At 46.3% G+C, this 20,732-nt stretch carries 14 protein-coding genes; all 14 read right to left on the bottom strand.

Annotated elements, in window-relative coordinates; all coding sequences use genetic code 11:
- Positions 1-16: 16 nt before the first annotated feature.
- Complete coding sequence (locus DWX43_RS21145; RefSeq protein ID WP_118621742.1) at positions 17-2,716, bottom strand: FAD-dependent oxidoreductase; 2,700 nt, start codon at positions 2,714-2,716, stop codon at positions 17-19.
- 53 nt (positions 2,717-2,769) lie between these two features.
- On the bottom strand, positions 2,770-3,438 hold the full coding sequence (gene hypB / locus DWX43_RS21140) for a hydrogenase nickel incorporation protein HypB (protein WP_118621741.1): 669 nt from the start codon (positions 3,436-3,438) through the stop codon (positions 2,770-2,772).
- 314 nt (positions 3,439-3,752) lie between these two features.
- Complete coding sequence (locus DWX43_RS21135; RefSeq protein ID WP_118621740.1) at positions 3,753-4,403, bottom strand: HAD family hydrolase; 651 nt, start codon at positions 4,401-4,403, stop codon at positions 3,753-3,755.
- Between the two features lie 107 nt (positions 4,404-4,510).
- Positions 4,511-5,641 (bottom strand): aldo/keto reductase, encoded by a 1,131-nt coding sequence (locus DWX43_RS21130; RefSeq protein WP_118621739.1) that lies wholly within the window; start codon positions 5,639-5,641, stop codon positions 4,511-4,513.
- 96 nt (positions 5,642-5,737) lie between these two features.
- Positions 5,738-6,457, bottom strand: coding sequence for an alpha/beta fold hydrolase (locus DWX43_RS21125; RefSeq protein ID WP_118621738.1), 720 nt, complete (start codon positions 6,455-6,457; stop codon positions 5,738-5,740).
- 160 nt (positions 6,458-6,617) lie between these two features.
- Entirely contained in the window at positions 6,618-8,570 is a 1,953-nt protein-coding gene (locus tag DWX43_RS21120; protein ID WP_118621737.1) for a beta-L-arabinofuranosidase domain-containing protein, read from the bottom strand.
- A 15-nt stretch (positions 8,571-8,585) separates the two neighbouring features.
- Positions 8,586-9,416: a carbohydrate ABC transporter permease gene (locus tag DWX43_RS21115; RefSeq protein ID WP_118621736.1), complete on the bottom strand. Its 831-nt coding sequence runs from the start codon at positions 9,414-9,416 to the stop codon at positions 8,586-8,588.
- A 1-nt stretch (position 9,417) separates the two neighbouring features.
- Positions 9,418-10,323, bottom strand: a complete 906-nt coding sequence (locus DWX43_RS21110; protein ID WP_118621735.1) for a sugar ABC transporter permease — start codon at positions 10,321-10,323, stop codon at positions 9,418-9,420.
- 165 nt (positions 10,324-10,488) lie between these two features.
- The gene (locus DWX43_RS21105; RefSeq protein ID WP_118621734.1) at positions 10,489-11,757 is read right to left on the bottom strand and encodes an extracellular solute-binding protein; all 1,269 of its coding nucleotides are present in this window, start codon (positions 11,755-11,757) and stop codon (positions 10,489-10,491) included.
- Between the two features lie 202 nt (positions 11,758-11,959).
- Complete coding sequence (locus DWX43_RS21100) at positions 11,960-13,204, bottom strand: sugar ABC transporter substrate-binding protein (RefSeq protein WP_182440784.1); 1,245 nt, start codon at positions 13,202-13,204, stop codon at positions 11,960-11,962.
- A 32-nt stretch (positions 13,205-13,236) separates the two neighbouring features.
- Positions 13,237-14,757, bottom strand: coding sequence for a response regulator (locus DWX43_RS21095; RefSeq protein WP_118621732.1), 1,521 nt, complete (start codon positions 14,755-14,757; stop codon positions 13,237-13,239).
- Positions 14,754-16,598, bottom strand: coding sequence for a sensor histidine kinase (locus DWX43_RS21090; protein WP_118621731.1), 1,845 nt, complete (start codon positions 16,596-16,598; stop codon positions 14,754-14,756). Before DWX43_RS21090 ends, DWX43_RS21095 begins: the two co-directional genes overlap by 4 nt.
- A gap of 162 nt (positions 16,599-16,760) precedes the next feature.
- Positions 16,761-18,353 carry a hydroxylamine reductase gene (gene hcp, locus DWX43_RS21085; protein WP_182440783.1) on the bottom strand — a complete coding sequence of 531 codons (1,593 nt, stop codon included), beginning with the start codon at positions 18,351-18,353 and terminating at the stop codon, positions 16,761-16,763.
- A gap of 174 nt (positions 18,354-18,527) precedes the next feature.
- Positions 18,528-20,486: an EAL domain-containing protein gene (locus DWX43_RS21080; protein WP_118621730.1), complete on the bottom strand. Its 1,959-nt coding sequence runs from the start codon at positions 20,484-20,486 to the stop codon at positions 18,528-18,530.
- Positions 20,487-20,732: the final 246 nt, after the last annotated feature.

Raw genomic sequence — 20,732 nt, 5'->3', positions numbered from 1 at the left:
TCATTCATCTTCTTCCTTATTTTTTATTACGCATAATCTTAATCTGACGCTTCGCTGCATAAGGCAGGATTGCCTTCATCTTGTCTTCGCTCTTCATCATTCTGCTTGCATCAGGCAGTTCCCTGCTTAGATGGATTGCATCAAATTCACATTTCGTTGTGCAGACACCGCATCCGATACACCGGTTTTCGTCCACCACTGTTGCGCCGCATCCGAGGCAGCGTGCCGTCTCCGCTTTCACCTGCTCCTCTGTAAATGTAAGACGTGTATCGCGGAATGTAGTCTTCGCATCGATACCAGACTGATGTCCCGGAACCTGTCTTACAGAATTATCATAACTGTCTGAAGGGATATCCAGCTTCTTCTTATCCAGTTCCACAAATTCCCGTCTGTTACGTCCGATCGTCAGACTCTGCCCTTCATGTACAAAACGGTGGATCGATACTGCCGCCTCTTTGCCCGCTGCAATCGCATCGATTGCAAACTTCGGTCCCGTATAGACATCGCCGCCGACAAAGATATCCGGCTCCGCAGTCTGGTACGTCAGGGAATCTGCCACTGCTCCGTTCCCGCGTCCCAGCTTCACTTTCGAGCCTTCCAGAAGATTTCCCCAGATTATGCTCTGGCCGATACTCATGAGAACATTTTCACATTCCACTGTCTTGAGTTCGTTTTCATCATACTGTGGGCAGAACCGTCCATCTGCATCGAAAACGGAAATACATTTCTTAAACACGATTCCTGTCACTTTTCCGTCCGCAGTCAGGATTTCTTTCGGTCCCCAGCCGTGATTCACGGCAATGCCTTCACTCTCAGCCTCTTCCACTTCATCCGCTGCTGCCGGCATGGAATCCTTATCCTCCAGACAGTACATGGATACGTCTGAACTACCCGCACGCACGGCACTGCGTGCAACATCAACGGCCACATTTCCGCCGCCGACAACGATGGTACGCCCTGTCAGGCCTGTCGTCTCATCCGTATTGACCATATGGAGGAATTCTACTCCCGTCAGCACGCCCACTGCCTCTTCGCCGGGAACTCCTGCTTTTCTTCCCCCCTGGCATCCAATTGCAATATAAAATGCTTTATAATCCTGTGCACGGAGTTCTGCAAGTGTTACGTCTTTTCCAACTTCTACACCGCACTTAAACTCGACGCCCATCTCACGCAGGACTTCAATCTCTGCATCCACAACATCCTTCTCAAGCCTAAAGCCCGGAATTCCGTGCGTCAGCATTCCGCCTGGATGACGATGCTTTTCAAATACAGTGACCGGATACCCTTTTTGTGCAAGGAAGAAGGCACAGGACATTCCGGCCGGGCCGGCACCGATAACGGCTACCTTCTGCGGATACATCTTTCCGATCTGGTTGACCATCGGCGGGATGTAACGTGTCTCTGCATTCAGTTCCTGCATGGCAATGAATTTCTTCACTTCATCAATCGCCACTGCCTGATCAATTTCGCCCCTTGTACATGCCTGCTCACAGCGGCGGTTGCAGATACTTCCGCAGACTGCCGGGAACGGGTTTTCCTTCTTGATCAGTTTCAATGCATCCAGATATCTTCCCTGAGATGCCATCTTAATATATCCCTGCACCGCAATATGTGCCGGGCAGTTCGTCTTACACGGAGATGTTCCTGTATCATAACAGTTGATCTGGTTGTCGTCCCTGTAATTTTCATTCCACTTCTCCGGTCCCCATTTCACGGCATCCGGAAGCTCCTGCTTCGGATATACGACCGGGCCCTCCTTCGTACACAGCTTTTGTCCCAGTTTGGCTGCGCCGGACGGACAGTATTCCACACACTGTCCGCATGCCACGCAGTTATCGGCATCCACTCGCGCGATATAAGCGGAACGGGACAAGTTTGGCGTGTTAAAAAGCTGTGAGGTGCGCAGAGCATAACAGGAACAGACACAACAGTTGCAGATGGCAAAGATCTTATCTTCCCCGTCTATGTTGGTGATCTGGTGTACCAGCCCGTTGTCCTCTGCACGCTGAAGAATCTCCATCACTTCTGCTTCATCGATATACCTTCCCTTCCCGGTCTCGACGAGGTAATCCGCCATATCCCCTACACCAATGCACATATCGTCCTCAAGATGCCCGCAGCCTTCCCCCTGGATCCTGCGTGAACGGCGGCAGGAACAGGCACCCACTGCATATTTCCCTTTATACTTCTGTACCCAGTGGGATATATGTTCCACACTGACAGACTTCTGCTCCGTCGGGATCGCTTTTTCCACCGGAATCACGTGCATCCCTACCCCGGCCCCGCCAAGAGGCACCATCGGTGTGACTTTCTCCAGCGGAAGGCGTGACATTCTCTCGAAAAACCGTGCGATCTCCGGATGTTCTTCCACCTGTTCTTTATTCATGTTCATAAATTCCGCACAGCCCGGTACGAACATCGGAAGTATGTACTGCTTATGGTGGTCAGCATTCTCCCAGTTATATTCCAGAAGACCGATCACACTCATTTCCTGCAGAAGTTCTTCTGTCCGCTTCAGCGGTTTTTTACACTTCTTTGCGATCTCCTGCGCGCTGGCCGGTCTGCGTACCTTCATGGCCAGCGCCACTTCCGCCATCTCATCCGTAATTACACAGGCAAGCCCCCAGTATTCCGGATCATCCACAGTCACCTTGTGCCCGATACGGTCCGTAATCTTCTGCCCCAGCTTTAATATTAATTTTCTCTCTTCTGCCATCACTTTCACTCCTTCCCCCGGGTATATCCATACCCGGATTCAGACAGCCGTCTTTACGACTGCCAGCCTCTCACTTCTTCCTTCAGCCAGTTGGTCCATTCCTCTATCCCTTCCCCTGTGCGGGCACAAATTGGAATAATCTTTGCATTGGGATTCCTCATCAGAATGTTCTTCCGGCATTTTTCCATATCAAAGTCGAAATACGGGAGCACATCGATCTTGTTGATCAGCACCACATCACAGATGGAAAACATCAGGGGATACTTCAATGGCTTATCATCCCCTTCCGGCACACTCAGGATCATGGCATTCTTTACTGCCCCTGTATCAAACTCTGCCGGGCAGACAAGGTTTCCCACATTCTCCAGAATCGCCAGGTCAAGATCCCCGGTCTTTAGCCCTTCCAGTCCCTGACGCGTCATATCCGCATCCAGATGGCACATTCCCCCTGTATGAAGCTGGATTGCCCTCACACCAAGATTGGAAATCGTCTCTGCATCCACATCTGAATCGATATCCGCCTCCATCACGCCGATCTTCAGTTCGTCTTTCAGCTGTTCGATTGTCCTCGATAATGTCGTCGTCTTACCCGACCCCGGGGAAGACATCAGATTTAGCAGAAAGACTTTTTTCTCTTTCAGCTCGTCTCTTAATTCCTGTGCCCGTTTATCATTGTCTGCAAATACACTCTGCTTGATTTCCAGTACCCTGAATTCTCCCATCTCATTTCCTCCTTCATTCAGTAAATCTGGCTGTACCAGATAATGTTATCTTTTTAACATTATACTATGCCACGAAATACATGTCAATTTCAGCCTTTATTTTTGTGCACTATGCTGTTATTTCGGAATGTTTTTCGTGCATTTCCACCTTATGTTTTCAATGTGGTTTCTGGTATAACCACATCCACGATTCGGAAAATAGTTTATTTACGAAACGAATGCTTCATCTTTCTTCAATATAAAAAAACCACATAACAAAATGCCCTTTCAGTAACAGAGCAATTTGTTATGTGGTTTTTGTGTCAGTCATTCTTTTATAATTGTATATCTGTCAAAGACTGTACAGTCAGGATATCATTATGTTGCTGTTTTCCCGTACGGTCCACCAGTATAGGCCGTATTCCCGCCGCCTGTGCACCCAGAACATCTGAATCGTAAGAATCCCCGATGTGGACCGTCTCCTCCGCCCTGCATCCGCTTATCTGCAGCGCCTTTTCGAAGACTTCCCGATGCGGCTTATATGCCCTTACCATATCTGCGGAAATAATCCCTGCCGGAGAAAGTCCTTTTTTCTTCATGCTTTCCTCGACATAGGGAACTCCATTATTCGTAATTACATAGACAGGAACTTCACATCTATTATAAAATCTTTCTGCGTCATCAAACAACGGTGCATTCACCCAGAATCCCCGGAACAGCTCATGCAGTTCATCCACATTCTCCTTAAGGCCGTCCCTCCTGCACAAATCTGCCAGCACCTTCTCGACAATCTCATCTTCGGTCAGATACGCTTCTTTGTAACTGCTTTCTTCATACTGCTTCATAAGTTCCCACCAGCGGCCTACAGCCTCTTTTGGGTCATGGATATTGCTGTTCCTGCAGATTCTCATAATGATCTCCTGCAGTTCATCCCCGCCTTCCTGTACCGTTGTCCCTGTATAATCAATAAATACCGCTTTTACCATCTCTGCCGCGTCCCTTCAGTTCTCTAGTATTTTGCTTCTATTTAGCGTCCATTAATTATTATAAGTGTTTCCGGGATGAGTTGCAACGGGTTTCTATGGACGGCGCTTTACAGCCCCGCCGGCTGTTTCAGCTTTTCCGTAAAATCATGCATCGCATCTGCAATCGCCAGCTGCTGTGGACAGACAGCCTCACAGCTCTTACAGCCGATACACTGGCCCGGCCTTTTCTCTTCATCAAGTGCATCTACTGCCATATGCGTAATCGCTCCATTAACAAATCTTGTTTCATTATAAAGTGACAGCAGTACCGGTATATCCAGCCCCTTGGGACAATGTGCCACGCAATAGCGGCATGCTGTGCAAGGAAGAATATCCAGCATACTATCTGCCACTTCCATCAATGCCTTCATTTCCGTTTCATCAAGCGGCTTATCTTCCTCAAAGGTACGGACATTGTCTACCATCTGTTCCATGTCAGACATTCCTGACAGAGTTACTGCTACTCCTTTCACGCTCTGCAAAAATCGGAATGCCCATGCAGGAATGTCCTCTTCCGGACGGAGCGCTTTTAATTTTTTCTCGTTCTCTTCGGAAAGAGAGACTAGCTTTCCTCCCCGAAGCGGCTCCATTACCCATACCGGAATCTGATATTCACCCAGCAATTCCACCTTTGCTTTTGCATCCTGCAGCTTCCAGTCCAAATAATTCAGCTGGATCTGGCAGAATTCCATATGCCTTCCATATGTATCCAGAAAACGTTTGATCGTATCATAACGCCCATGTGCCGAAAACCCGAGATGTCTGATGCGTCCGTTTTCCTTCTGCTTTAACAGATACTCCATAATCCCGTAATCAGGGTCCATATATGGATCAATATTTTTCTCATACACATTGTGAAACAGGTAAAAATCAAAATACTCTACGCCGCATCTTTCCAGCTGTTCCTCAAAAATCTCCTCTACTTTTCCCATATTGGAGAGATCATATCCGGGAAACTTATCCGCTAGATAATAGCTTTCCCTCGGGTATGAGGAAAGAACTTTTCCCATAACGACTTCTGATTTTCCGTCGTGGTAACCATATGCAGTGTCAAAATAATTCACACCGTGTTCTATTGCATAAGCAGTCATTCTGGCCGTCTGTTCCTCATCAATCTGTCCGTCACCAGTAAGCGGCAGACGCATTGCCCCAAACCCTAATGCAGAAAGCTTTAAATCCTGAAAATCTCTGTATACCATGTTTTAGTCCCTCTTTCTTAAATCCTGTCCGATATGCTTCTTTTTTACTATAGACCTTTGAGTGAACTCCATGTCAATACTTTTTTGCAATTTCCTCTATTGCCCGGCCCCCTGTATCATCTGCACCACTGCTGCAGCCGTTTGCTCCTGCTGTTTCTCACGGCTGATCCCCGCCGCACCGTCGCCTTTTTGTTTCCCGTAGTTACCAAAGTAAGCATGGCATCCGCCCTCAATACACAACTCCGTATAACGATCCGGCATCCATTTAAGCCCCTCCTCATACTTCGTCATATTCAGGACGCCGTCTTCACTGCCGTATACGGACAGCACGGAAAAATCCTCCGACTTCAGGCTTTTCGTTGGGTATGCCGCCAAAAGGACCAGACCGTCCAGATCTTCCAGGTGTTTTGACGCATAAGATGCCGCCATAGCCCCTCCCAGAGAATGCCCTGCCAGATACCAGTGATCGTACTTGTATCCATCTAAAATGGAATCTGCTTTATTCTGCCCCATAATAGCAAGATTGCATGGCATTTTAATCAGGAAACAGTCTATCCCCTGCTCTGCCAGCTGATAAAGCAGCGGTACATATGCGGTGTATTCCACCTTTGCTCCCGGATAAAAAACAACAGCATCCTCAGTTCCCGGCCCGTCAAGGAATAGGCCTTCCTTTATCTCATTGACCTTCACATCCCCTTCTTTCTGCATGTATGTCTGTACACTGTCATCGCTATGGTAATAATCCCCCACATACCATGCCCCCGCCCCGGCAAGCACAATTATAATAATCAGGGGAATCAAAATCTTTTTCTTCATACAGCACTCTCCAATTCTGTCTTATAATCTTATTCTTTCAATTATATGTCCTATTGTACCATTAATATCATAAAAAGGACTACCGTAAAATCTATATTGAGCATTGATATACACAATATTATTTTACGGCAGCCCCTGATTATTTCTTTTAATTTTCCTACTATTTTATTCCATCCGCAGCCATGACCAGTTCTTTTATCCAGACAGTCATTTCTCCTATGCCCCTGTTATTCCAATAGGCATACGGGATTGCTTTTAATGTTGCATCGGAGAAAGTTAACGGATGTTCACCATACAATTCCGATTCCTTCCATGCAGTTTCTTCCATTCGCTTCCCCTTCAGTATAAGTTCCGTGACTCCCGCGAATGCGGAAGATTCCTGCTCCCTGATTTTCTGGTCCGTACTGACATACAATGCAGACAGATTTTTACCGTTGTCAGCCTCCTCCAGACAATATACGAGTGGGCCTTTCATAACAGCAGTCTTACCGCAGTCCGCCCGCACATTCGGATTTGCACGGACAAATCTTGCCGGTGCCTCAAAGGAAACTGTAATCACGGCATCTGCCATCAGTGTCACGTATGCATATCCCTTTTCTATTCTGCAGTTCACTGGCTGCCCATTTACATCTGTGCGGTAATCCTTCGCATATGCGGGAATTCTGACTGCCACTGTCATGCCTTCTGCCGGAATGTTCTGAATATTTATATCAATCCTGTTGTCAAACGGGAATCTGGTTTCCATCGAAATGCCGACAGTATTTCCATTCACCTCCGTTTCCGTTTTGTTTGAGACAAACAGGTTAATATACAGTTCTCCCTTACCGACAGAGTATACATACTGTCCAATAGAAGCAAGCGTTCTTGCGATATTAGGCGGGCAGCATGCCACACCGAACCATTTCTGTCTGACAGGTTTTACATGTTCCTTTGAAGTACGTTCCAGACAATTGTCCGGCCACACCTCAAGCGGATTCACATAGAAGAAGCTCTTCCCATCCAGAGCGATTCCTGCAAGTACAGTGTTATAAAGGGCTTTCTCGACGATATCCATATAGGATGCATCTCTTGTAATGTTTGCCATCCTGCTCCCAAACATTGCCAGGCCAATCGATGCACAGGACTCTGCATAGTTGCAGTCGTTGGGCAGGTCATAATCCACAGTGAACCGCTCCAGAATGCCGGACGCCCCGATTCCCCCTGTGATGTACATTTGTTTCTGTACGATATTATTCCAGAGTCTGGTGCACGCGTCCATCAGTTCCTGATCCTGATATTCGCAGGCAAGATCAGCCATTGCAGAATACATATATACTGCTCTGACCGCGTGTCCTTCCGCCGCTGTCTGTTCTCTTACCGGACGGTCCGACTGGGAGTATGCTGGCTGGTAGTCCGCAAATTCAGGAAAAATCTGCCGGTAATCCGGTTTATCCATCTCCTCCAGAAAATAATTTTTCCCGACGCCCCTCGCATCAATAAAGTATTTTGCCAGATCCACATACTTCTTATTTCCTGTCACCTGATAAAGCTTGATCAGTCCAATCTCTACTTCCTGATGCCCGGGATAACCGTGGATTTTCCCCTCTTCACTGCCGAAGGTGTCACAGAGCAGGTCTGCAAGCTTTCGTACTACATTCAGAAACTTATCCTTACCGGTCCCCTGATAGTAAGCCACTGCTGCCTCCATCATATGTCCCGCCGTATATAATTCATGTCCTTCACAGAGATTCTTCCACTTGCGGTCCGGTTCTTTGATGATAAAATAGGTGTCCAGATATCCATTTTCCTGCTGTGCCTCCGCGATCAGGTCAATAACCTCATCCGCAGTTTTTTCCAGTTCCGGGTCCCTGTCATAGGCCAGAGTAAAGCCTGCAGCCTCCAGCCACTTTGCAATATCAGTGTCCTGAAAAACGGCCCCGTAAAACTCACCTTTTTTTCTCCCTGCCGCTATTTTAAAGTTCTCCAGACAGTGAGACGGCTCGGCATCCGGTATGAGGTCATTCATTGCATTCCACTGGTAAGGGATAATTGCATCCTTTACCAGATTGATATGTTTTGACCAAAATGAATCATGAATCTTTATTTTCTTTAAATCCACTGGATGTAATTTCATTTCAAAACCTCCTGATTATGCTTTAACTGCCCCGTTCGTCAGACCGCTTACAATGTATTTCTGCATGAATATGAATATCAGTACTACCGGCAGAATTGCGATGATTCCGAACGCCATCGTCGCATTCCACAGCGTCTGGTACTGCTGTACATAATTGTAAATGCTGGATGTAATTGGCCGTTTATTGGGATCTGTTATGAATGTAATACCATAAATCAGGTCACCCCATGCATATACAAATGAGAATACGGCAGCTACTACTACACCCGGCTTTGCAATCGGCAGCATGACTTTTGTAAACGAGGTAATGCTGTTGCATCCGTCGATTTTTGCGGCCTCGTCCAGTTCCTTCGGTATGGACAGGAAATATGTCCTTAGTATAATAATACTGAACGGAATTCCCAAAGTAGCGTCTGCCAGCATCGGTGCCAGATAGGAATTCAAAATCCCCATTTTTGAAAACATAATATACAGGGAAGTCAGGATCAGTGTGGACGGAAGCATCTGTGTCATCAGGAAGTAAAGGATCAGTACCTTTCTGCCGCTGAATTTAAATCTTGCCAGCCCGTAAGCCGCGGGAATGGAAAGAATCGTAGCTATAACGGTCGCCCCGCAGCCGATAATCAGACTGTTTTTAAATCCCCGGAGTGTATCACTGGAAGAGGACAGCTGGGCTGCGAAGGCGTCAAACGTCAGAGCTTTCGGCCAGAGTGGTGTCGGGATCTGAAAGATTTCCACCTGTGTCTTTAACGCTGTAACTACCATCCAGTACAGAGGGAAGATAAAGATGACAAATACAATTGCACCGATTATAAAAAATTTCCAATTTCCTTTCTCATTCTTCATCTTACATCACCTCATCCTCATCATTGATTAATTTAATATAGAAAATACCCACTACGAACAGAATCAGAAACAGAATATTGGCTGCTGCCGCACCTTTGCTGAACTGGAACTGTTCGAAGGATAACTTATATGCATATGTAGATACAAGTTCTGTTGAATTCACCGGTCCTCCCTTGGTCATAACCCATACAAGGTCGAATACCTTAAATGTATAGACAAATCCGAGTGTCAGCACAGACATGATTGCCGGGCGGATCATCGGTATTGTAATCTTAAACAGAGTCTGGAACTTATTCGCCCCGTCCAGTTTGGAGCTTTCATAGATTTCTTCCGGTATGGTCGTAAGTCCTGTGATTAAAAGCATCATATTGAACGGGATACCGATCCAGATATTTGCAACCACGATCGCAATCATTGCAAGTTTTGGCTCCAGAAGCCATTCCAGCGGTGCATTGATTAAATGCAGTGACATAAATATCTGATTGATAATACCGCCCTTACTTGCAAACATAAACTTAAACAGCAGTCCGGCAACGGTAACCGGAAGCAGCCATGATATCATCGTAACCCCTCTGAAAAACGAGCTCCCCTTGAACTTTTTGCTAAACAGCAGCGCCAGACCGAATCCGATGAAAAACTGAAAGAAGATTGATGCCACGGTAAAGATCAGCGTATTGCCGATTGCTGTCGTCAGGATGGCATTCTCTCCTGCAAACAGTTCTTTATAATTGTCAAATCCTACGAAAGCCTGTTTGGAGGCATCAGCAAACGTATATACGTCAACATTTTTAAAGCTCAGGATAAAGTTCTGTATCATCGGATATCCTACGAATACCAGCATATATAAAGCTGCAGGAAGTGCAAATAAAAGCCCTGCCTTCATACTGGTGCGATTCCCTTTTTTCATTTTGTCTCATCCTTTCTGATTCACGAACTGGATTCTGAAAAACAAAGCAGACAGCTCCGTTTTACATTCTCCGTTTTTTAAAAAAGGGACAGGGGTCACCTGTCCCTCTATGATATTTTATTCTGCAGTTGTACTGCCTTCCCGCACTGACGGACCTGAGCATCATTATTTTTCTGATGCTTTTACCTTATCGACTGCCGCCTGGGTATCTTCTGCTGCTTTCTCCGGTGTCTTTGCAGAAGTCATCACTTCCTGAAAACCTGTCTGGATTGCATCTGAGTATGCCGGCCAGGATGCGCTTGGTCCTCTCGGAATGGAAGTATCAAGCTGCTGGATAAATGATTTCTGGATCGGGTCATCTGTCCAGTAGGAATCCTGTGCTGCTTCTGTCTTCGGTGGGAATGAGCCATACTCTTTCATTGCAGCTACCATGACATCTGTCTGGTCATAATATTCTAAGAATGCAATTGCGCCGTCCATGTTGTCCTGTTTTACTGCCCCCATGTTCTCGCCGCCCAGAATAGAAGTTGCCTGTCCTGATGCTGCATCTTTTTTCGGGAGAACCGTAACCCCGTAGTTTAAGTCCGGTGCATCTTTTTCAATACCCGGAATCTGCCACGGCCCGTTCTGCTGCATTGCCAGGTTGCCTGCAACGAAATTATTATTTACGTCTGACTGTGTCCAGTTTACGCAGTCCTTAGACCATGAGCCCTCTGACACCATTTCCTGCATCAGCTTATAAGCGTCGATTCCGTCCCCGATATTCTGATAATCCCCGCCTGCCGTATATAACCACTGCAGACACTGGAATGTTCCTTCATCTGTTCCCGTCGCTGCATTTCCGAAGCCTGCCACTCCATCTTTGGTCAGTGTCTGTGCCATCTTGCGGAAATCTTCCCATGTTGTATTCTCATCCGGATAAGCAACACCTGCGGCATCAAATAAATCTTTATTGTAGAACAATGCGGTACAGTTTGTTGCAAACGGAATGCCGTAATGTTTGCCGTCAGCCATTGTAGATTCCATCGGTCCTTCCAGATATTCATCCCATTTAATATCTGCATCTGATACGTCGCCGAACAGGTCCATTTCTATGAATGATGCCATGCCGCATCCATCCAGTATCACCAGGTCCGGAAGTTCTCCGGATGCCATGCCGAGTGTCAGCTGTTTCTCGTAATCCGCAAACGGAACATAGACATGAGTTGCCTCGTACTTGTCCTGTGAACTGTTGAAACCGTCAAGCATCTCCTCCATCATGCTTTTCTGGGCATCCGTCTCAAAATAATCCCAGATCACAACTTCTTCTTTCCCTCCGTCGGATTTTTTGCCGTCTGATGAAGAATCTGAAGATTTGTTTCCTCCGCTGCATCCTGTCACTAATCCTGCTGCCATCGTCAGGCACAGAAGCGCACTTACAATTTTCTTTCTCATGATTTCTCTCCCTTTCTTGAATCATTTTTCTGTAGCTGTTAAATAGAGTATAAGAAAATCATGTATCCTTTCGTAGTCTAAATAATTAAACAAGGTGGACATTTTTCAACTGAATTTTGAAACTGAAATTCTGCAGAAGGCATATGCCGGAAAAAGGGGACTGCAGAATGAACATCCGCAGCCCCCCCTTTTCCCGGGAACATCAATCCGTTATATCTTTTTCTCCTCCCATATTCTGCCTGATCTCTGTGCATACCTCTTGTGGCGTGCTTTCTCCTGTAATAATGCGGTACTGCCCGTCTGAAAGCAGCGGGGACAGCTTCGACCAGCCGGTATAGGCTGCCCTTGATATACAGTGTTCCATTTGGGACAGTATCACTTTATATTCTGGTTTCGCCTTCAGAAAAAGCTGCGCCACATCCTGCCTCGGTGGAAGGGAGTTTGCTCTGAGATTTGCATTCAGCATAATATCAATCTGGCTGTAATACTTCAGGAAAGCGATACTCCCCTCTACATTCTTCCCTTTCAGCACTGCGATGTCCTCTCCCCCAAGAAGGCCCATAGCCCTCTGGTCAGACGGGAAAGCAGCGATCCCATAGTTAATCCCTGATTCATCCAGTTCCGGGAAAACCCACGGCCCGTTTTCCATCATGGCACATTTTCCCGCGATAAATGTCCTTGCCACATCGTTTTGTGACCAGTTTACGCAGTCTCTCGACATCAATCCCTCTTCGGCCATATCCTGTATGAACCGGAAAGCTTTTAACGTTCCCTCCCCGCCTGCCTGTTCCAGGTCATCTCCTGCCGAAAGCATGTATGTTCCGAATTGGAACGCTCCCTGTTCCCCACTGATTGCAGACATGGCAAATCCATACCGCCCCGGCACTGTCAGTTTTTCCGCTGCCGCCCTCAGTTCTTCCCATGTCTCCGGTACATTTACTCCTGCCTCTTTCAGCATATCTTTGTTGTAAATCAGAGCGACATTGTTGCAGCAAAACGGCAGTCCGTAATATCTTCCGCCATACTCCACGGATTCCATGCTGCTGGGAAAATACTGGTCCAGATCCTCTATCGTGTTTACTGCATCTGTAATATCCTCCAGCTTCCCCATTTTCACATAAGAGGACATGTCCGGATTATCAAGGATCACCATATCCGGCAGCTGATTCTGTGTCATCCCTATTGCCAGCCTTTTGTTAAATTCTGTGACCGGCCCGTGATATTCCCATGTCAAATGATATTGATCCTGAGACTTGTTGAATCCGGCAGTAAGATCGTCCATTGTTGTTCTCTGCATTTCGGTCTCATAGTAAGTCCACAGCACCAGTTCCTCACGCTTTTCAGTCCCTCGTCCCTCTCCCTCATTTGGAAGGCCGGCACACCCCGTAAAACAAAAAAGGCCGGCCGCACATACACAGGCCATTACTCTCCTTAAACTACTTTTCATAAATTCCTCCCCGAATGCGCTGGTCCCACACATTAATTCATCTGCCTGTATTCCCCGGGCGAAATACCAATCTCTTCTTTGAATACCCGCTGGAAATACTTTGGATCGCTGTACCCGACTGCTCCTGCAATCTCATATATTTTCATATTACTTCCCTTTAACAGCCGCTTTGCATGGCTCATCCTGAACTGCTTCAGGAATGTGGAAAAATTGATTCCTACTTCCCGGTTAAACAGTGTACTTAAGTATTCAGGAGTAATCTCCAGAACAGATGCAACCTCATCCAGTGTAAGGCCCGTCTGATAATTTTCACGAATATAGCTGATTGCCTTTTTTATGACATAATTGCTGATGTCCTCACGCTTTGATTTCGTCGATGTCACAGCCTGTATCAGATCACGGTAAGCATACTCCAGTTCACGCCATGTCACAGCTGTCTCGATATTACGCAGCAGATTCCCGTTTTTCAGGTGCTCGTAAAGAGAGGGGTCTATATCCTGCAGCGTATCAGCGATTAAATAGTAGCTTTTCGAAAATGCCCTGTATATTTCCGCCACTTCAAACCGTCCCTTTTCCATATAATCCAGAAAGTCTTTCGCACTCTTTAAGAGTCCGTCCGTATCCCCCTGGCAGACTGCATTGCGTATCCGGTTATAAATCTCTGTAGGAGCCGTGAATGGCTGTGGACAGTACTGTAAGCAGTCCTCTGGTTCAAGCCACCCTTCCGGCTGAAGAACAAGCGCATAAGAAAGCATACCACTTAGCTGTTCCTCCGCCTTTTTCAGCCCGCTAAGCCTACTAAAGCGCTGTCTGCACCAAAGCGCCCGTTCAGGCTTATTCATACAGCAAAGAATCAGCCTGTTATAGAAAGACTTTTCCAGAGCAGGAATCCGGCCCGTATCTTTTTCCCCGTAAGCAGCAACATAGGCTTTCTGAGTATTTTCAATATAAATATAATAGATTTTCAACTCTGGGTATTTATCCTTCAATTGTTCCAGTGAATGCTCCATCTCGTCCCTGTAGGATGCCGGCGCTGAACCGATATATCCTTCGAACAGCACATAATCACCCTCTTTGGGGAATCCGCATATATCTGTCAGAATCTCACAGTTCTTCTGCTCCTTCTCTTCCCCCGAAATCAAATTTCTGATATACAACTCCGGCGTGCCATTGGTAAGCTCTTCCTTCCTGATCCTTTCATCAATCTTTGCCAGCATTTCCTGCACATCTTCCGCCGCAAGAGGCTTCAGCAGGTAATCATCGACCCCGTAGCGTATTCCCTTCTGTGCATATTCGAATTCCGAATAGCCGCTTAAGATAATCGTATGTACCGGTATTTTCCTCTCATACAGTTCCTTGATCATCTCCAGACCGTCCATTTTAGGCATACGGATATCTGTAATCACGAGGTCCGGCTTGAACCGCTGAATCATCTCGAGTCCTTCTTCTCCGTTTGACGCTTCTCCCAGCACGATATGTTCCGTCTGGGATCCGATCAGCTTCCCCATGCCTTCACGGATTTTCACTTCATCTTCAACGATTACAATTCTCATATTTCGCCCCCCTCTTTATCCGCTGTCCCTGATGTTCGTGCCTGTATCGGGATCTTCAGTGTAATAACCGTCCCCATCCCGGAGATGCTGCTCACATCCCATGAAACACTCTCCCCGTAATACATACGCATACGCGTAAATGCATTATGCAGTCCGATGCTTCTGCCATCGTCTGTTACCGCGGTTTCCGGATTGTTATACTTCTGGGTCATCTCACGGGGCATTCCTTTTCCGTTATCCTCTATAATAATATCCAGCTCATCCTTCTCCTCTGACCGCATAACGTCGATCCTGAGAATACCTCCGCTCTCGATTCCTTTAAAACCATGTATAATCGCATTTTCTACAAACGGCTGGATCAGCAGCTTATGCACCCTCACCTTTTCCGCCGCCTTATCCACATGCACTTCGCAGATAAAGGCATCGTTAAAACGCATTCTCTGCAGACTTATATACTTTTCCAGCCAGTCAGCCATCTCCCCAATCGTCACCATCTTATTGCTCTTACTAATGCTGTATCGTAAGATCACCCCGAGGTTTCTCAGCATCCTGCTGATCTCATACTCCTCTTTTTCAATCGCCATCCAATTAATGGAATCCAGTGTATTATATAAGAAGTGGGGATTGATCTGTGCCTCCAGTGCACGGATTTCTGCGTCCTTCTGCTTTTCGGTAACTTCCCTGACCTCCTCAATCAGCCCCTTGACCTTTCCCGTCATCGTATTAAAATTATCCGCAATCTGCCCCATCTCATCTTCACTATCAACGGTCACCTGCACATCCAGATTTCCCTGCTGTACCTCCCGGATTCCTCCTACGATGCTTCTGGTAGATTTTTCAATCAGGCTGACCGTGTAGCGGATCAGCAGGATGGATGCAACAAAAAGAACCGCCCCGATCAGGATGGTCAGATACTGAATATGCCTGACATCACGTAAAATATAGTCTTTGTCATATGCATTATAGAAAATCCACCCCAGATTTTCATCTTTATAGCTGTTAACCGCTATTTTCTTCCCTTTCAGCTCTCCTGTATTTTCCACAAACGCCTTGATTGTCCTGTCTTTTGTCAATGTAATTCCGGAATAAAAGGAATCCGGGTAAGTAAGCACATTTCCCTGCTTGTCCGTGATGAAATTAATTGTATATACATCCGCTCCCTCCTGCGCGGTGCTGCACACGGCGTTCAGTACCGATTCATTGATACTCATGACAATCGTCCCGATGAAGCCCTCCTGTATATTTTTAAAATCATACATCTGCTTCGAGATATGGAAAATCCTCTGCTCCTGACCGCCGCGCAGAATACGCTCCGTTGGCAGAATTACCATATTAGACTCGTCCTCCTGTGCCTGCCTGTACGCCTCTATATTCCTTTTATCTGTATAACTGTTCCAAAGATTATCAACCGCGGATGCCAGTCCGAAATCATACGTAATATCATCTCCATCCTTTAAAATGATACTGATGCATTCGATCCCGCTTGTGGAAATACCATACTGCTGTATCCGGTCACAGATTTCGCGATATGCCCTTGCACGCATTTCCGGCTCAGCTTCTTCATATGCATTCACCCCGTCTATAATCTGGTTGTCCGAATAAATCTGATAGACCAGATTCGTATATACGTCCAGCGTCAAATTTGTTCTCTCCGAAATCTGTGCAAGCTGGCTCACCATCAGGTCATCAATCTTCTGCTCCATATTGTTTGAAATCACATAGAGCATCAGCACCTGAGCTGCCAAAAGCGGAATGACCGTGGCAGGGATAAATGTATAAAGTATTTTTTTGCCTAGCTTCTGGTTCTTAAACCACTGCAGAAAACCTGTCTTTTGCTTCATAGGCCGCTCCACTTCTTGTTATTTCGGATCATGCTGATACAATTATATGCTGTACAACTCGTTTTTTCAAGATACCTTTCATATTCGTCGGCTCCATTCCGATTTCATAGAAAAAAGACGCCGAATTCTTATCCGCGTCTTTCCCTATTCTTATCTACCTTACTATCCCAATATCTCTTCCAGATCTTTAGTAGGATCACCTATAGGAGCAATCTTATAATTATCGACCAGATAATCCCGCACATTTCTGGAAATGAAAGCCGGGAGTGTCGGCCCGAGTTTTATATTCCTGATCCCAAGATGCAGCAGTGTCAGCAGTATGCAGACCGCTTTCTGTTCATACCATGACAGGATCATTGACAGCGGCAGGTCATTCACGCTGCATTCAAATGCTTCTGCCAGTGCCGCCGCAACCTTGACCGCACTGTAGGCATCATTACACTGTCCCATATCCATGAGCCTCGGAAGGCCCCCAATCGTCCCGAGGTCCAGATCATTGAATCTGTACTTGCCGCATGCCAGCGTCAGAACGACAGAATCCTTCGGAGTCATTTTCACAAAATCAGTGTAGTAATTCCGTCCCGGCCGCGCGCCGTCGCATCCACCCACGAGGAAGAAATGTCTGATCTCCCCTGCCTTTACAGCCTCAACCACTTTATCCGCCGCATCCAGAACAGTGCCATGCCCGAACCCTGTCAGCACTGTCCTGCCTCCGTTTATTCCGGTAAATTCTGTATCCTCTGAAAAACCGCCAAGTTCCAGCGCCTTTTCGATCACCGGTGTGAAATCTTTCTCATCTCCCACATGCACCATTTCAGGATAAGAGACTACCTCTGTCGTAAACACTCTGTCCGAATAACTGTCCTTCACAGGCATCAGGCAGTTTGTTGTAAATAAAACCGGAGCCGGAAGATTAGCAAATTCTTTCTGCTGGTTCTGCCATGCCGTGCCGAAGTTTCCCTTCAGGTGCGGATACTTTTTTAGTTCCGGGTAAGCATGGGCCGGAAGCATTTCCCCATGTGTATACACATGGATTCCTTTCCCTTCCGTCTGTTCGAGCAATAGCTTCAGATCATAGAGGTCATGTCCTGTGATTACTATAAACGGCCCCTTCTCGACCGTCAGCGGCACCTCTGTAGGAATCGGCGTTCCGAATGTCTCTGTATTGGCACGGTCAAGCAGTTCCATACACTCCAGATTGACTTCTCCAACCTCCATAACTAAGGGCAGCAGTTCCTCCATTCTCCAGTCTTCCGCCAGAACGAACAGTGCCTTATAAAAGAACTCATTTACCCGCGCACTTGTATATCCCAGAACCATAGCGTGGTAAGCATAAGCCGCCATGCCTCGGATACCGAACAGGATCAGGGACTTCAGAGAACGGATATCCTCATCTGCCTTCCAGAGCCGTGACATATCATAGTTGTCTATGTTTCCACATCTGGAAGGACATTCCGCACATCCGGGTACAACATGTGCTTTTTCCTCATTTACCCTCGTGATCATTTCACGGAGTGTATCGTCATTAAAGTTTACATTCGTAACTGTCGTAAATAATCCTTCCAGAATCAGACGGTCCGTTTTGTCTGTCCTGGGATTACCGGAACAGGCCCTTGCAAGTCCGATCAGAGCCCCCGTCAGTTCATCCTGCAGTTTTGCATTTCCTGCCGTCTTCCCGCAGACTCCTGCATTTCCTGTACACCCTGTACATCCGGCTGTCTGCTCACACTGAAAACAAAACATTTTATCATCCATTTTACACATCTCCTTTATTAAGATTAGAAAATATCTCTCATTACTGTTACATGCCCAGTATAGTACGATGTTTGATTCAAGTATGTTGTTAAAACAACAGATTCTAAAACAGATAAAAAAATCCGGTATCGGCCACATAGTCCCTATACCGGATTTCATAATTTAGTTTATATGTTAAAAAGAATTGCTCCTATACGTGTTCCGTTCACCTGCTTTTTGCAGCATAAATTCCACCGTCTCATCCTCCGGCATTGGCCTTGCATAGTAAAACCCCTGTATCTGGTCTGCACCGAATTCAACGACCATATTTTTCTGTTCCTCATTCTCCACCCCTTCAGCGATCACCTTCATACCAAGGGCCTTAAATGTCCGGGTCAGATTCCGGATGGCCAGCGCTGACTTTTCACTGTTCATTGCCGCATATACAAGGCTTTTATCCAGCTTCACTGTCCCGAATGGAATATGGATGACTGTTGCAATATTGGAATAGCCTGTCCCAAAGTCGTCCAGTCCCATCTTAATCCCGCGCTCCAGCATCTGCAGGGCAAAATCTGTAACAACCTGAGTGCTTTCAGCCAGAGTACTCTCCGTAAACTCAATCTCTAGTGCAGGCATAGGGGTCCCGTTCTTCTGCACAATCTCCAGCACCCTGTCAGCCAGATCTGGTCTTGAGAACTGAATCCCTGAAAAATTGACATGGACCGCCCCTACCTCGATGCCGGTTTCAATCAGCCTGTTGATAAACTTACACACCTTATCCAGCATAATATATGTAATATCTACAATCAGCCCCGTTTCCTCCGCAATCGGAATAAACTCGGACGGATATATCGGCCCGATCGGTGATTTGGGAATCCGCATCAATGATTCTGCATATAAAAACTCACCGCTCTTTACAGAGTAAATTGGCTGGTAATACATCTCAAAATCCGGTTCCGTAAGCTGCTGCTTCAGAATCTGTATGATTCTGCGCCTCCTCTCCAGCTTTTCCAGCATCGCCCTGTCACAATAGCAGACCTGCCCATGCTTTCCTTCTTTGGCCCGGGCAACCGCACATTCCACCGAATTAATGATTTTCTCAAGTGTGTCTTCGTCCCCTGTATGATAGAATATCCCCATCACTGCCGGTAGAACGAACCGGTACTCATCTACCTGCCACGGACCGGACATACGTTCCTGAATCCGGGCAATACACTGCGTAAGCTCATCTTTATCAGGCTGTAAAAACAACAGGGCAAACTCATCACCACTGAAACGATAGACATTTCCCGCCGGTCCGGTCCTGCACAGAAACTGGCTGACCTCTTTCAGGAACACATCCCCTTTTTGTTGACCGCAGGTATTATTAATCTGGCGGAAATCCCGCAGGGAAACTACCAGAAGGTAAAACTCCTTATCCGGTGCTTTCTTTATTGTCAGGCCAATCATATTGAGCAGTTCCTGACGGTTGGGTATATTGGTCAGGTAATCCAATGATATCTGTTTATTCTGCAGATGCAGGTAAATAATCAGCAGCGCACAGGTCGCCGCCGACCCTGAGAGAATCACATCAGGATACAACTGCTGGACAAAGATAACCAGTACAGCAAGAACCGGAAATGCAGCCAGTATCCCGTAAATCTCTGCTTCTATCTTTTTCCGGTTGCAGACAGTCACTACAATACTCGCCAGACAGTAAATATAAAAAACGAGATAGGTCGTAAAAACCCAGCTCCCCCTCGAATACCCGTTCTGTGAATTGATGTCAAATATATTGCGTGTGAACGGATTTACCAAAATCAGCAGCGTATATCCGGCACCGGGTATCAGTCCAATGCCGATCACCTTTTTCGCCTGGTCCATATCCGTATAGATGACAGAAACCGTGTATAAGAAATAAGTAAGTCCCATCAGCGGCGTTAATACAAAGTAGACCGAAGTCACAATCCATGTCAGCCAAATTGGGATATACTCATACTGGTAAATCATAATTGTTGACAGAATATTCGTCAATATCGCGCTGAATGTAACCAGCAGGCACCATTGAAATATCTTGTTTTTTAATGTTGGAAGATGACTCCCTTTACGGGCATAAACCCATATAATGCCAAGCATAACAAGCGAAATAGATTCCGCCGCTATATTCCACCTCATCCTTATACACCTGCCAATCCCCTCATGAAATATTTTTCTATAAACAACTTCTTTTATTCTATCATATGCAGAATTTACTGTCTATCAAAGGAGTAAGATCTTATACAAATCTCATTATTTAAGTAGATTTCCAATATAAGTTCATTGCAGGGCCCCTCATTGTTAACCATTATTTATATTGTGGTTGACAATTCTCCTTATTTGATTTATACTGGCAACAGATAAAAATGAACAGACACGAAAGGA

Origin of the sequence: Clostridium sp. AF19-22AC (assembly GCF_003479085.1) — a bacterium.
Lineage (GTDB): Bacteria > Bacillota > Clostridia > Lachnospirales > Lachnospiraceae > Faecalicatena_A > Faecalicatena_A orotica.
Note: the sequence above shows the minus strand (reverse complement) of the source record. Positions and strands in the feature narration are given on the sequence as shown.